Annotated in this window: 12 protein-coding genes and 1 pseudogene; 10 read left to right on the top strand and 3 right to left on the bottom strand. The window is 45.8% G+C overall.

Annotated elements, in window-relative coordinates:
* Positions 1-22: 22 nt before the first annotated feature.
* A complete protein-coding gene (locus ACPW7N_RS18420) occupies positions 23-1306 on the bottom strand; it encodes an adenylosuccinate synthase (RefSeq protein ID WP_425652571.1) in 1284 nt (427 codons plus the stop codon).
* Positions 1307-1419: 113 nt separating this feature from the next.
* Between ACPW7N_RS18420 and ACPW7N_RS18415 the strand changes: the two genes are divergently transcribed.
* The 9 genes and pseudogenes from ACPW7N_RS18415 to ACPW7N_RS18375 all read left to right on the top strand — a co-directional run bounded on the left by ACPW7N_RS18415 (position 1420) and on the right by ACPW7N_RS18375 (position 11362).
* The gene (locus ACPW7N_RS18415; RefSeq protein ID WP_425652570.1) at positions 1420-2298 is read left to right on the top strand and encodes a LysR family transcriptional regulator; all 879 of its coding nucleotides are present in this window, start codon (positions 1420-1422) and stop codon (positions 2296-2298) included.
* Between the two features lie 195 nt (positions 2299-2493).
* Positions 2494-3576 (top strand): putative 2-aminoethylphosphonate ABC transporter substrate-binding protein, encoded by a 1083-nt coding sequence (locus ACPW7N_RS18410; RefSeq protein ID WP_425652569.1) that lies wholly within the window; start codon positions 2494-2496, stop codon positions 3574-3576.
* Between the two features lie 29 nt (positions 3577-3605).
* Positions 3606-4652, top strand: coding sequence for an ABC transporter ATP-binding protein (locus ACPW7N_RS18405; RefSeq protein ID WP_425652568.1), 1047 nt, complete (start codon positions 3606-3608; stop codon positions 4650-4652).
* 15 nt (positions 4653-4667) lie between these two features.
* Positions 4668-6338: a putative 2-aminoethylphosphonate ABC transporter permease subunit gene (locus ACPW7N_RS18400; protein ID WP_425652567.1), complete on the top strand. Its 1671-nt coding sequence runs from the start codon at positions 4668-4670 to the stop codon at positions 6336-6338.
* Positions 6339-6360: 22 nt separating this feature from the next.
* Positions 6361-7140: pseudogene (phnX, locus tag ACPW7N_RS18395) on the top strand (phosphonoacetaldehyde hydrolase); the annotation flags it as partial.
* On the top strand, positions 7135-8277 hold the full coding sequence (gene phnW, locus ACPW7N_RS18390) for a 2-aminoethylphosphonate--pyruvate transaminase (RefSeq protein ID WP_425652601.1): 1143 nt from the start codon (positions 7135-7137) through the stop codon (positions 8275-8277). The pseudogene phnX and the gene phnW, both read left to right, overlap by 6 nt.
* A gap of 6 nt (positions 8278-8283) precedes the next feature.
* The gene (locus ACPW7N_RS18385; RefSeq protein WP_425652566.1) at positions 8284-9447 is read left to right on the top strand and encodes a saccharopine dehydrogenase family protein; all 1164 of its coding nucleotides are present in this window, start codon (positions 8284-8286) and stop codon (positions 9445-9447) included.
* 18 nt (positions 9448-9465) lie between these two features.
* Positions 9466-10251, top strand: coding sequence for a DeoR/GlpR family DNA-binding transcription regulator (locus ACPW7N_RS18380; protein ID WP_425652565.1), 786 nt, complete (start codon positions 9466-9468; stop codon positions 10249-10251).
* A 232-nt stretch (positions 10252-10483) separates the two neighbouring features.
* Positions 10484-11362 (top strand): GNAT family N-acetyltransferase, encoded by an 879-nt coding sequence (locus ACPW7N_RS18375; RefSeq protein WP_425652564.1) that lies wholly within the window; start codon positions 10484-10486, stop codon positions 11360-11362.
* Between the two features lie 76 nt (positions 11363-11438).
* On the opposite strand, the gene ACPW7N_RS18370 is transcribed toward ACPW7N_RS18375, so the two are convergent.
* Positions 11439-12110 (bottom strand): MBL fold metallo-hydrolase, encoded by a 672-nt coding sequence (locus ACPW7N_RS18370; protein ID WP_425652563.1) that lies wholly within the window; start codon positions 12108-12110, stop codon positions 11439-11441.
* 219 nt (positions 12111-12329) lie between these two features.
* Entirely contained in the window at positions 12330-13442 is a 1113-nt protein-coding gene (locus ACPW7N_RS18365; protein ID WP_425652562.1) for a deoxyribonuclease IV, read from the bottom strand.
* Positions 13443-13629: 187 nt separating this feature from the next.
* Between ACPW7N_RS18365 and ACPW7N_RS18360 the strand changes: the two genes are divergently transcribed.
* Positions 13630-14148, top strand: coding sequence for a methylated-DNA--[protein]-cysteine S-methyltransferase (locus ACPW7N_RS18360; protein ID WP_425652561.1), 519 nt, complete (start codon positions 13630-13632; stop codon positions 14146-14148).
* Positions 14149-14184: the final 36 nt, after the last annotated feature.

Raw genomic sequence — 14184 nt, 5'->3', positions numbered from 1 at the left:
TCTGCAAACTCATGATTGATATTTAGTAGCGTTCAATTACCTGCTCTCGTCTTGGGCCAACAGAAATGGTGGAGATTTTCACTCCAATAGCTGATTCCACAAAATTTACGTATTGCTTTGCCATTTCAGGCAATTGCTCAAAATGTGTAATCTGTGAAATATCACACTTCCAACCGCTTAAATACTTCAGAATGGGTTTTGCAGAGTACAGCTCTGATGTTACTGGAAATCGATCAACGATTTCTCCGTTACTTAATTCATATCCAACACATACCGGAATTTCATCGAGATAGCCAAGCACATCGAGATTTGTTAATGCCACATTTGTTGCGCCTTGTATCATACAGCCATATCGAGTAGCAACAGCGTCAAACCATCCCATTCGACGAGGTCTGCCAGTCGTTGCACCATATTCACCTGCATCACCGCCACGACGTCGAAGCTCATCAGCTTCTTCCCCATCGATTTCTGATACAAATGGTCCCGCACCGACACAACTGGAGTACGCTTTTACAACTGCCAATATCTGAGTGATAGCATAAGGGGGCAGGCCAGCACCAACAGAGGCATAACCTGCAAGCGTCGATGACGAGGTAGAGAATGGATAAATTCCATGATCCGGATCTCTTAACGCTCCTAGCTGTCCTTCTAGCAAAATCACTTCTTTATTCGTATAAGCATCATGCAGCAAAACGGAAGTGTCAGTGATAAACGGTTTTAAACGATCTGCAAGCTGGCCTAGCTGAGTAAGCATCTCTTCCATGTTGATCGGCTGGCGGCCATAGTGATGTTCGAGCAAAATGTTTTTGGCTGCCATCAATTGTTCAACACGTTGTCGAAGTCGTTGCTGGTCGAACAAATCGGAAACCTGTATTCCAAGCTTTGCATACTTATCTGCGTAAAAAGGAGCAATTCCACGTTTGGTTGAGCCGAATCCCTTTGCGCCAAGTCGATTCTCTTCCAGTTCATCCAGCAGCCTGTGGATCGGAAGTACGAGCTGTGTTCGTGTAGAAATCAGAAGTTTGGGCTTAGGTACACCCCGATCAGCCAATTCTTGCAATTCTTTAAAAAAACTTTCCACATCAAGCGCCGTTCCTGGGCCAATGATATTTGTAACATCAGGGTAAAAGACCCCAGAAGGCAACATATGCAATGAGAATTTCCCATAATGGTTTATGATCGTATGCCCAGCGTTACTCCCGCCTTGAAAGCGCACCACTATCGAAGAGTTTGCTGCTAATACATCCGTCATTTTTCCCTTGCCTTCATCTCCCCAATTTGCCCCCACAATCGCCGTCACAGTCATATTACTTTGCCTCCCAGTCTTGTATTACTTTCTGTAGCTAATTATAATAGCAGATAAACCTATCAGAAAAATTGATATTTCTAATAATGGTCATAAGGTGTGGTTATATAAAAATGGATGTTAACCTGGAGTGGTATCGAGTCTTTTACTGGACGGCGAAGTTGGGAAGTTTATCGAGGGCAGCAGAGCGACTCCACATTTCACAACCGGCTGTGAGTCAGACCATCAAGCTGCTTGAAACAAAGCTTGAAGGGCAGTTATTTTTTCGTACGTCCAAAGGCGTTACGCTAACCGTCGAGGGCGAAGTTTTATTTCGTTATGTTGAGCAGGCGTTTAGTTTTGTGGAAATCGGTGAGAAAAAGATTGCGGAGATGCATAATTTACTCAGCGGAGAAATTAATATTGGAGCGAGTGATACCCTTTGCAAGCACTATTTGCTGCCGTATTTAGAAATGTTTCATAAACAATTTCCGAAAGTCAGGATACGCATTACAAACCGAACTACACCAGAAACAATTTCGTTACTAAAAGAGGGTAAAATAGACTTTGGAATCGTCAGTTTGCCCATTGTGGACAAGCAGATTGCCATTCGTCAAAGCTTGCCTCTTGAGGATTGCCTCGTCGGTGGCAAAGCATTTGCTGGTTTGGTTGATCTCCCATTACCACTTGAAAAGCTAAATGATTTTCCTTTGTTGGTACTTGAAAAGGGGAGCAATTCCAGAGATTTTCTAGATGAGTTTACATCTCAAAACAAAATTCAATTAAACCCTGAGTTTGAGCTAGGGAGTATTGATTTACTGGCGCAGTTTGCACGTAGTGGTTTCGGTCTCGCTTTTGTCATCCGTGATTCGGTGGCGAATGATCTTGCTTCTGGCGAGCTTTTCGAAATTCCGTTAGATATTCCTTTGCCCACTCGACATATCGGGATAGCAACGCTGCGTGGAGTCCCCTTATCTGCGGCAACGAAATCCTTTCTAGCTTTACTGCCCTAATGAATTTACCAATTGCTCGTGGGTTGCTTTGTCGTAAATGACAAGGCGGCTTTTTATTTGTGATAAAAACCAACTAAAAACAACTAAACAAAGTTAAACACCCAAAATTAACATGTTATTAATATTGAATTAACATAGCTACCGTATAGTTGGACGTAACAAATACTAGTTCTATGTACAAAGGAGAATGAACTCATGAACAAGTGGTTTCGTCCGTTCCTCGCCTCTGCACTGCTCGTATCCATTCTGACTGGCTGTGGTCAATCGCAACAAGCGACTCCGACAAATGGCTCCGAATCTCAACCAGCCGCCAACTCAGGGTCTCCATCTGAACTGACCGTCTACACCGCTTTGGAGGATGATCAGATCAAAACGTATCTAGAGTCTTTCAAACAAGCCAATCCATCGATCAAGCTGAATATTGTCCGAGATTCAACTGGAATTATTACGGCAAAGCTCCTCGCCGAAAAAGAGAACCCACAAGCAGACGTGGTTTGGGGCGTAGCGGCGACCAGTCTTCTGGTATTGGACCAGAATAACTTGCTGGAAGGGTATTCTCCAAAAGGAATTGAACGTGTTTCACCTGAGTTCAAGGATAATCAGGAACCAGCTCATTGGGTAGGTATCGATGCCTGGGAAACCGCATTTATTGCCAATACAGTGGAATTAGAAAAGAAAAAACTGCCTGTTCCGCAAAGTTACGAAGATTTGATCAAGCCTGAATACAAGGGAATGATCGTCATGCCTAATCCTTCTTCATCAGGTACAGGGTTATTGACAGTCAACGGCTTGAATCAGTTGATGGGTGAAGCGGACGCCTGGAAGTATATGGACAAGCTTCATGAAAACATCGCTCTTTACACGCATTCCGGTTCCAAGCCGGCAAAAATGGCTGCAGCAGGGGAGTATCCAATCGGAATCTCCTTCGGTTACCGAGGCATTACGGAAAAAAAGAAGGGCGCACCTGTAGAAGTGATTTTCCCGAAAGAAGGCTCCGGTTGGGATGTAGAAGCTAACGCCCTGATGAAAAAACCGCAGATCAAGCCAGAAGCCAAGCTGTTCCTTGATTGGGCGATTTCGGATGAAGTGGTGAAAGAGTATAACAAGAATTTCGCCATCGTCAGTATTAAGCAGGAAGGCAACGTTATCCCGGAAGGCTATACAAAAAATCCGATGGAGCAATTAATCAAGCTCGATTTGGGTCAGGCAGCAAAAAAACGTGATCAGGTCCTAAAGGAATGGGATAAACGATACAGCACGAAATCAGAACCCAAATAACACATACTGTTTCCAGGGGATGTGAAAACATGAATCATGAAGCATATCTTTCTGTGCAGGGAATATCCAAACAATTTGGCACTTTCACTGCCTTGAAAGACATCCATATTGACATCCGCAAAAATGAATTTGTTTGTCTACTGGGTCCGAGTGGCTGCGGTAAAACTACGTTACTGCGTATCTTGTCCGGTCTGGAGAAGCCGACTAGCGGCAAGCTGTTTGCAAACGGCAGAGAGATTACCTCTCTGCCTCCTGCGAAACGAAATGCAGGAATGATGTTCCAATCCTATGCACTTTTTCCCAATCTGACCGCTTCGCAAAATATTGCCTACGGCTTGAAGCAGAAAAAGTGGAGCAAGCGTGAGATAGATGAGAAGGTGCATGAAGTACTGGATATGGTGGATCTGGTCAAGGTGTATGACAAGTATCCGGCCCAGCTTTCTGGCGGACAACAGCAACGCATTGCATTGGCGAGGGCCATTGCCCTGTCTCCCGATTTTTTGTTGCTGGATGAACCGTTGTCAGCTTTGGATGCCAAGGTAAGGCTGAAGCTTCGACGGGAGATACGCCGCCTTCACGAACAACTGGGTATGACCACGGTGATGGTGACACATGATCAGGATGAGGCACTGGCCATGGCCGATCAGATTGTAGTAATGAATAACGCGGAGATTGTACAGAAAGGACGTCCCGAAGAGATCTACGAACAACCGAGTAGCCCATTTGTGGCTGATTTTATTGGGGCATTCAATTTTTTTAGTGCGGATCAGTTTGATGGCTTTACCCAAGAGAAAAGCTCATTGTACGGAATTCGACCGGAGCATGTGAGGGTATTGGAGGCGGACAGCGAGGTTGGTTTGCAGGCAGTCGTGGCAGATATGGAATTTCGCGGGCCATTTTATCGAGTGATGTTGCAGGTAATCAACGAAAAGAGTGAGCTGACAGATCGGTACATGACCATTGATATGCCTGTTCAACAATCGAAGCATTTGAAGATTGGCAAGGAGAGCAGACTTTCCTTCGAGCTGCCGATTGACAAGATGGTCCAGTTCAACCGAACAGCTGCCGCACTATAACAGGGAGCTACACACATGATGTTAACTAGAATTCTGTTAGTTGGAATTATCGCTTCACTGGCTGCAAGCGTCCTTTTGCCTCTGATCCTCCTGTTTAGAAAAGCGTTCGAGGATCAGGACGGCCGGTTTGCCGGGATCACCCATTTCATTCAGTATTTCTCTACGCCTGCATTATCGGAGTCGATTTTCAACACGCTATTTGTCTCATTTACGACAACTCTTATTTCTGTTTCACTTGCTTTTCTTTTTGCCTATGCGATGAAACGGACGATGATCAAGGGGAAAACTTTTTTTCAGCAAGTGGCGCTTTTGCCTTTGTTTGCCCCAACCATGATGCATGGTATTGCGCTCACCTACTTGTTTGGCAACCAAGGAATGGTAACCACCGGATTGTTTGGACTGTTGCCATCGGGCTTCACCATCGAGCTGTATGGTCCAATCGGTATCATTATGGCGGAGGTGATCTATACCTTTCCCCAAGCGTACCTGATACTGGCTGTTTCGTTTATGATGGCGGATTACAATCTGTACGAAGCGGCAAAAGTTCTGGGGGCAAGCAGACTTCGCACATTTTTGACGGTTACGATTCCCAATGTCAAATACGGTTTAATCAGTGCATTATTTGTTTGCTTCACCCTGAGCTTCACGGATTTTGGAGCGCCCAAGGTGGTGGGAGGACAATTCAATGTGCTGGCTACCGACATTTATAAACAGGTGATCGGTCAGCAAAACATGACGATGGGAGCTGTGGTTGGTTTACTGTTAACCATTCCGGCGATTCTGGCATTCATTGTGGATCGGCTGATTGAACGAAAGCAAAGCTCAACGATAACGGCAAAATCAAAGCCCTATCAAATCACCCCAAGTCGGGGAAGGGATCTCTTCTATTTTGTTTTCTGCTCAGGAATATCACTTGCCATTCTGTTCCTGATTGGCTCCGTTCTGTTTGCGGCACTGGTCAAGGTATGGCCGTATGATCTGACTTTGACCCTGAACCATTTCGATTTCTCCCAAGTAGCGGGAGACGGAACCGAACCTTTGGTCAACAGTATCCTTGTCGCCTTGATCACGGCGGTCATCGGCACGGTAGTTACATTTGTCAGTGCCTATCTGATTGAAAAAATGAATGTTATGAAAGGCATGCGACAGATTGCCTATTTCCTTTCGATTCTGCCGCTAGCCTTGCCCGGATTGGTGATCGGGCTATCCTACGTCTTCTTTTTCAACAAGCCTGGCAATCCCTTGAACATCCTGTACGGAACCATCTGGATTCTCGTTCTGGCCAATATTGTACACTTCTTTTCTGTTTCTTTTATCACCGCAACCAGTGCACTGAAAAGACTTGACAAGGAAGTGGAGATGGTCTCTCAGTCGCTGGGAGTTCCGCTGTACAAGACCTTTTTTCGGGTGACGGTACCGATGTCGCTTCCGGCCATTTTGGAAATAGCAGTCTATTACTTTATCAATTCTATGGTTACGATCTCGGCGGTAGTGTTTCTCTATGCGCCTGATCTGAAGCTGGCTTCCGTGGCCATCGTGAACATGGATGACGCAGGAGATATCGCTCCTGCAGCAGCAATGTCCATTCTGATTGTAGCGATCAATCTGACAGTACGTGGCTTGTTTGAGCTGTCTACCCGTGTCGTTCGCAAACGCCTGGAAGTCTGGCAAAAACCATCAACTTAAAAAGAGAAAGGTGAGAAACATCATGATCAAGGCAGTCATCTTTGACTGGGCGGGAACAACCATTGATTACGGATGCTTTGCTCCGCTTGCAGTTTTTTTGGAAGTGTTTCGAAAACGTGGCATTGAAATAACCCATGAAGAGGCAAGAGCGCCAATGGGCTTATTGAAGCGGGATCATATACAGGCGATTCTGCGGATGAAGAGAGTATCCCGATTATGGCAGGAAACATACGGCAAGGAACCGGATGAGGCGGATGTAGATACGCTTTATGCGGATTTCGAACCGTTGATGTTCAGTGTGCTGCGAGATTATTCAGAACCGATTTCAGGTGTGACGGAAATGGTGGACAGGCTCAGGGCAGACGGAATACGCATTGGCTCCACGACAGGGTATACCCGAGAGATGATGACTATCGTTGCCGAAGAAGCCAAAAAGCGTGGCTATGCTCCCGATTCACTGGTGACACCGAGTGAAGTTCCTGCAGGGCGCCCGTATCCCTGGATGATTTATCAAAATGCGATCAATCTGGGAATGGTCTCCCTACACGAGATTGTCAAGGTTGGGGATACGGTGAGCGATATACAAGAGGGTGTTCAGGCAGGTGTTTGGTCGGTAGGTGTGATCAAGGGAGGGAGTCAGTTAGGTCTCTCCCAGCAGGAAGTGGAATCACTCACTCCTGAAGCACTTCATTCACGAATGGAAGAGGTGCGTCGTGTGTTTAAGGCAGAAGGTGCTCACTACGTACTAGAGAGTATTAGCGAACTGCCTGTGATACTGGAGCAGATTGGCAAGCGACTGGAAAATGGAGAACGTCCTGTTGCTCCGTATGCGCCTGAAAAACCGTACTTGCTCTTAACACCTGGACCACTAACAACCTCCGCAACCGTCAAAGAGGCGATGCTCCGAGACTGGTGCACGTGGGACAAGGATTACAATCAATTGGTTCAATCGATCCGTGAAAAGCTGGTCACATTGGCGACAAGAGAGCAGGATGCCTATACGACTGTTTTGATGCAGGGAAGCGGAACGTTCGCAGTCGAGTCGGTGATAGGAACTGTAGTACCGAAAGATGGAAAACTGGCGGTCATTACAAACGGAGCATATGGCAATCGAATGGTGCAAATGGCCGTGATAAATGGAATCGAGACAGTCGTACTTGACTGCGGGGAAGTGGGGAAAGTAGACGTCAAACAGCTAGATGAGGTACTCCAGCAAGATTTGGCAATTACTCATGTGGCAGTGGTTCACTGTGAAACGACGACAGGTATGCTGAATCCGATAGCTGAAATCGGACGGGTAGTCAAGCAATATGGAAAGGTGTTTATCGTAGATGCGATGAGCAGTTTTGGCGGAATTGCCTTTGATATAGCAGAATGGCAGATTGATTTTCTGATTAGCAGTGCCAACAAGTGCATTCAGGGTGTTCCTGGCTTCGGCTTTATTATTGCAAGACGTGAGGAACTGGAGAAATGTATGGGACAGGCACGCTCACTATCACTGGATTTGTATGACCAATGGAAGACAATGGAAGAACAAGGCGGGAAGTGGCGTTTCACCTCTCCAACTCATGTGGTCAAGGCATTTTATCAGGCACTACTTGAGCTGGAGGCGGAAGGTGGCATTCGTGCAAGACAAAAACGGTACGAGACGAATCAACGAGTGCTGACAGAGGGGATGAAAAGAAACGGCTTCACTCCACTGCTGGGGGATGATTGCCAGTCACCGATCATCACGTCCTTTCATTATCCTGAAGACGGGTCATTCTCTTTTAAGGAATTCTATGAGAGCTTGAAGAAGGCTGGTTTTGTCATCTATCCTGGCAAAATTACTTCTGCTGATACGTTCCGGATTGGCAACATCGGCGAGGTACAACCAGAGGATATGGAGCGATTGGTGCAGGCGATTGAACAGAGAGTAACCATTTCAGCAAAGGGGTAAGAACAGATGAAGATCTTTTGTTTGGGCGGAGCAGGAAACATTTGTCGGGAGGCAGTACTTGATCTTGTTTTGCACTCTGACTTCGACACGATTACGATCGGTGATTTTAATGAAGAAGAGGGGCAAAGACTGGTCAAATCCATAAATGACCCTCGTGTGGACTTCGTGAAGGTGAACGTTATGGACCATGATGCCACAGTGGAACAGATGAAAGGCTATGACATTGTAATGGATGGGACAACGATTACATTAAACGGACTTTCCACAGCTTGCATTGCGGAAGCTGGCTGTCACGGTGTGAATTTGAACGGCTTTGGTGACGAGGATGACTCCCATGAAGTATTCAGAAAAAATGGGAAGACCTGCGTACCTGGCTTTGGAATGACCCCTGGTGTCACCCAAATGATGGCAATGCATGCAGCCAATCAACTGGATGAAGTGGATACGATTCGTGTCAGTCACGGCGCTTTTCGCCCGATTGCCTTTTCCAAATCGATCACGGAAACAACTACCTATGAATATGATCCAGAGCTTCCAGGCCGGGTCGTCTATGAAAATGGAGAGTTCGTACAGGTGCCTCCGTTTGCGAGACCGCGTGACATTCAATTGCCGGAACCATACGGTGATACAGTCCAATACATTATTCCCCATGCAGAAACTCGCACGCTCGCCAAGGCATTGGCCCACAAGAATGTCAAGCTGATCGAGGTTCGAGGGACCTGGCCGCAGAAAAACATGCAGCTCGTTCGGGCCCTTTACGATTGGGGCTTCCTGCGAAATGACAAAATCGTGGTAAATGGTGCAGAAGTTGGGATTCTTGATTGTATCGCCCAATATCTCTATAATTCGAAAGAAGGAAAAGAAACGGAACTGTATGGATACTCACTACACGTAGAGGTTACGGGTAGTAAGGATGGTCGCAAGATGATGCATACCCTGACCCATACTCATCCTGCTTCCGACGGTTCTGTACCAGATTGGGAACAATTACGTGCTTACACCCGAAATGTAGGCATTCCAATGGCAATTGCCGCCGTGCAAATCGCCAAAGGAAACAGTAAAGCAACCGGAGTGATTACACCCGAAGAAGCTTTTGAACCGACCGTTATTTTTCAGGAATTGGCAAAGAGAAATATCTTTGTCCATGAAGATATCAAGCCGATGGAGTAAAAGAGGAGTGGTTGCTTCGTGTCATTAATCGGCGAAGAGCGTAAAACTTACATTTTGGAGCTGCTCTATTCAGCAGGAAAAGTGCGAACCAACGATCTGGTGGAAAAACTGCAAGTGTCGTCCGAGACGATCAGACGCTATCTCGAAGAGTTGGAGTATGAGAACAAGTGCAAGCGTGTTTACGGTGGAGCGGTGAAAATCAATCTTGACCGGGAGGAACCGTCGCTGTATACACGGGAGATTCTCAGGGCGGAGGAAAAAAAACACATCGGTCGAATGGCCGCTACGCAAGTGCAAAATGGAGATATCATCCTTATTGATGACGGAACGACGTCACTCCAAATGATTCATTTCCTCGGCAGCAAAAAGAACCTGACGATTCTCACCAATTCAGTTACCGGACTTACCTTGCTCGTCGATAGCATCAACAAGGGACTGCTTGACACAGAAGTTTTTTTCATTGGAGGTAAGGTTCAGTCGAAGCACTATCGGGTTGTCGGTTCCGTGGCAATGCAAATGATGGAGAGCTTCAATGTGGACAAGGCATTCATCTCCATTGACGGAATGTTGCTGAATAAAGGAATTACCAGCTTTGACGAAGAACGGGCTCTGCTGGCTAGGAAGTTCATTGAGCATGCCAGCCAAAGTATCGTATTAACCGACCATTCCAAACTAGGAACCAGTCATCTATACAAAATTGCCGATCTCAAGGAGATTGACATCATCATCAGCGATGTATCCGCTCCGAAGGACTGGGTGGACGAGTTGAAAACAAAGGATATTGAGTGGCTAGTGGCAGAATAGGCTGTCAAAGAAAAAGTGCTCAGCAAAAGAAATAGTCTATAACAGAACAGTTGAAAGAGGCAGTCCGTTTATAGTACGGATTGCCTCTTTTGTATTTGGCTCTTTGAATGATTCTAGGTGGGAAATTTTGTTTACATGTAGAGTTGCTAGCGAGTATACTCCTTCTAATGCAGTTAAGGGATCAAACCTGAGTGCCGTAAACAAGGGGACATGTAAAGGGGGACGGAGCAAGATGCAGGAGAAGTTCCAGTTTATCAAAGGGTTTCACAATAATGAGGGGTATCGTCAAAGCTTTAATCAACTGGCTCAAAGTACCTTTGGGATCAATTTTGAAACATGGTGCCAAAACGGGTTTTGGACAGATAAGTATGTTCCTTTTTCCTACGCAGATGGTGACTCTATAATCGCAAACGTGTCTGTAAATAAGATTGACCTCATCATTCAAGATGAGATGATAAGGGCGCTGCAAATCGGAACTGTGATGACTCATCCGGATTATCGGAACCAGGGGCTTTCAAGAAGCTTGATGAATCGGGTATTGGAAGAATATGAAGGTACATACGATCTGATGTATTTGTTTGCGAATCAGAGTGTTGTGGAGTTTTATCCGAAGTTTGGCTTTCAGCGAGTAAATGAGTGTCAGTATTCACTAGACTTTGCAGGAAGCGGGAGTCGTAGCGGATCTAGCAGAAAGCTGGATGGAGGTAATAGCGAAGATATACGTTTTATCTATGAGTTTGCTGCTCGAAGAATTCCGGTTTCCCGAGTGTTTGGGGCGATCAATACGGCTGAATTGCTGATGTTTTATTCCATTTATGTTTTCAGTCAAGATATCTACTATCTCGAACAAGAGGATGTGATTGTTCTCTACAAACAGGATGAGAAGCAACTCGACCTGTTTGACGTGATCAGTTGCAAAGAAGTAGAGTGGGACCGAGTGCTGGGCAAAATAGCACCAGAGGGAACGAGCGAAATAGTATTTCACTTTACCCCAGACCTCGATCTACCGCACCTTCAAAAACAAACGGGAAGTGAAATTCTGTTTGTAAAAGGGGAAGCTGTTACGAAGCTGCCAGCGTATTTCAAGCATCCGTTAACTGCTCAGGCCTAAAAAAAGTAGAAAGGGTTGCCTTGTTTGCAAGAACAGGGCGACCCTTTGACATATTCAATATAGACGGCTGAAATGATCAGCCTTTTTTTACGATATCCTCGAGCCGTTCTTTAATGTTCTCTGTACAAACGCCCCCGTGATAGGTAATGACCGTATCAATCTCCAAATCTAGCAGTTTGGCAACTGATTGGTATGCCGTGGCTTTGTCAGGCGTAAAGTTGGGATCAAATGACTGGAGTTCGCCATCTTGTGAAGTCAGGGCATCTCCTGAAATTAGTGTCTTGCTTGGCAGATGGTACAAGGATATATGGTCTGGTGAGTGACCCGGCGTATAAATGACCTGAATGCCACCACAGTAAGGGAGGATATCTCCGTCCTGAAGAGCCTGATTGACTTTGACATAAGGAGCGATTGCACCACTTTTAATTAATGGGATTTCTCCGGCAAGGTAGGGTACGGCAACTTCATGAGCAAGTACATGAATCTTGCCTTCCGAGGCCGCGATGATGTCCGGTAAACTGCCAATGTGATCCCGGTCTTGGTGGGTAATGATAATTTTGGTTATTTTCTCGAAAGGGATAGATTCCTGTTCGAGTACCGTGCGGATTAAATCTAATTGCCCAGGGATACCAGTATCTACGAGGACGACTTCGTTCTCATCCCACAGCAATGCTGCATGAACCACAAATAGATTTTCGTTGATGTTCATCTCTAATCGTAAGGCCTTGATCCCATTCTGTGCCGTCAAATTCAACAACTCCTGACCTTGATAGATTTCCTATCTAGTCTAATTGGCTAAAAATGGCAGGAACACCTCTAATGAAGGGCTAGTAGTTGGCCAATCGATAGGAATCAAAGCTGATTTATTTTTCATTTGCAGCGAAATGATAGAATGACCTTGTACCGCTTCATTTGACATTCTTCAAATAAACGGCACAAGGTCATTGACCAGTAGAGCTAGTGTATTTTAGTGCTTGCCTGCCAGCCAGGCAATGAGACGGTGATTGATCTCTTCCTCGCTCTGCTCTTCGAATAGCCCGGCTTTTTTAACCAAATCGTACAGGCGCTCCAGTGGTTCCCGAGCGTCTGCTTTTTTTGCTTTCGGGTCGTTTTTGAGCAGATGCCACGTGTTAACGACAAACTCCCGTCGGTCGATCTCTTGTTTGTGAAAGAACGACTCTAACAGCTCTACGTGGTTCAGGAAATCCTGACCGAAACGGCTTTCTACATTCCCTCGCAGCAAGGCAATTTCAACCTCGTACATAGGACGCTCCTTGCCTTTCTCTTTTCCGATCCACGGTGTTTCCAGAACAAGCGGCAAGTGGCGAATTTTTTCGTGGTGCACAATATATTTCATTGCATCGAAACCGATCAGCCCGGCACCGATTGGTGAATGGCGGTCCTTGTGAGTGCCACAGAAACTCTTGCTGTCATTGAGGTGGACAACGGTGAGGCGATCGAGACCAATGATCCTGTCAAACTGATCGATCACACCGTCAAAATCATTGACGATATCATAGCCTGCATCATGTATATGGCAGGTATCCATACAAACACGAAGCCTGCTATTGTCTTTCACTTTTTCCATTATCGCTGCGATTTCCTCGAAGCTGCGGCCGATTTCTGTTCCTTTGCCAGCCATTGTCTCCAGGGCGATATTGACATTCGTATCTTTGACGCCATCCAAAACCTCGTTCAGCCCTTCTGCAATACGGGCCACTCCGAATTCAGCATCTTTGTCAGTGAAGGCACCAGGGTGCAGCACGATATTTTTCACACCGAGGTAGTCTGTTCGCCGAATTTCTTCTTGCAGAAAGCGAACGGCAATCTCATACGTTTCTTCTTTGTAGGAGCCCAAATTAACGATATAGGGAGCATGTACGACGATTTCGCTCATTCCGTGCTTGTCCATCACAGCTTTGCCTTCATTCACGAATTGATCTTCGATTGGTTTACGCCGTGTATTTTGCGGGGCACCCGTATATATCATGAAAGTTGTCGAGCCGTAGCTGGCAGCTTCTTCAGCCGCATTCAACAGCCCTTTTCCAGAGAATGATACATGTGATCCGATTTTTAACATGGAAAAGAAACCTCCTTCATCATTTTGAAAGATCAATATCTCTTAACTAAAAAGTAACGTAAGACTTTTAATTCGTCCACTTGGAAAACAGTTTGCAGTTTCGCTATCTTGCTTTTCCATTCGCAAATGAGTACAGATCAAGATGAACAGAGGTATACTGGAAAAAAATAAGTGGAGGTTCGATCTGATGATAGCGCAAATATACTGGACATTGTTGAACCATGAAAATTGGAATATGTACATTGCTGCAACGTCAAGTGGGCTTTGTTATGTAGGGTCTCCGAATCAACCATTGGAAGAATTGATAGATTGGGTAGCCTCCCGTTTCTCGGGGAGCCAGATTGTTCAGGATGATGCCACATTACAACCCTATGTGACAGAACTAAATGAGTATTTTCAAGGAAAACGCAAGGAATTTACGATCCCGTTTGATTATCGGGGCACACCGTTTCAAGTTGTTGTCTGGAAAGCACTGTGCGAAATTCCTTATGGACAAACCAAGTCATATACAGACATTGCAGAAATGATTCAAAAACCATCATCCGTTCGTGCAGTTGGGGCGGCAATCGGAGCGAATCCGGTATTAATCACCATACCATGTCATCGGGTGATTGGCAAAAACGGCGCACTCACTGGCTATCGGGGCGGTTTGGAAATGAAGGGTAAGCTTCTTCAGCTGGAAAACGAAAACAAGGGTTATGCATAAGCGTCGACAAAACAAAAAGTCTCTTCGCAGGCATGC

It is taken from the genome of Brevibacillus nigriterrae, assembly GCF_049846925.1.
Lineage (GTDB): Bacteria > Bacillota > Bacilli > Brevibacillales > Brevibacillaceae > Brevibacillus_H.
Note: the sequence above shows the minus strand (reverse complement) of the source record. Positions and strands in the feature narration are given on the sequence as shown.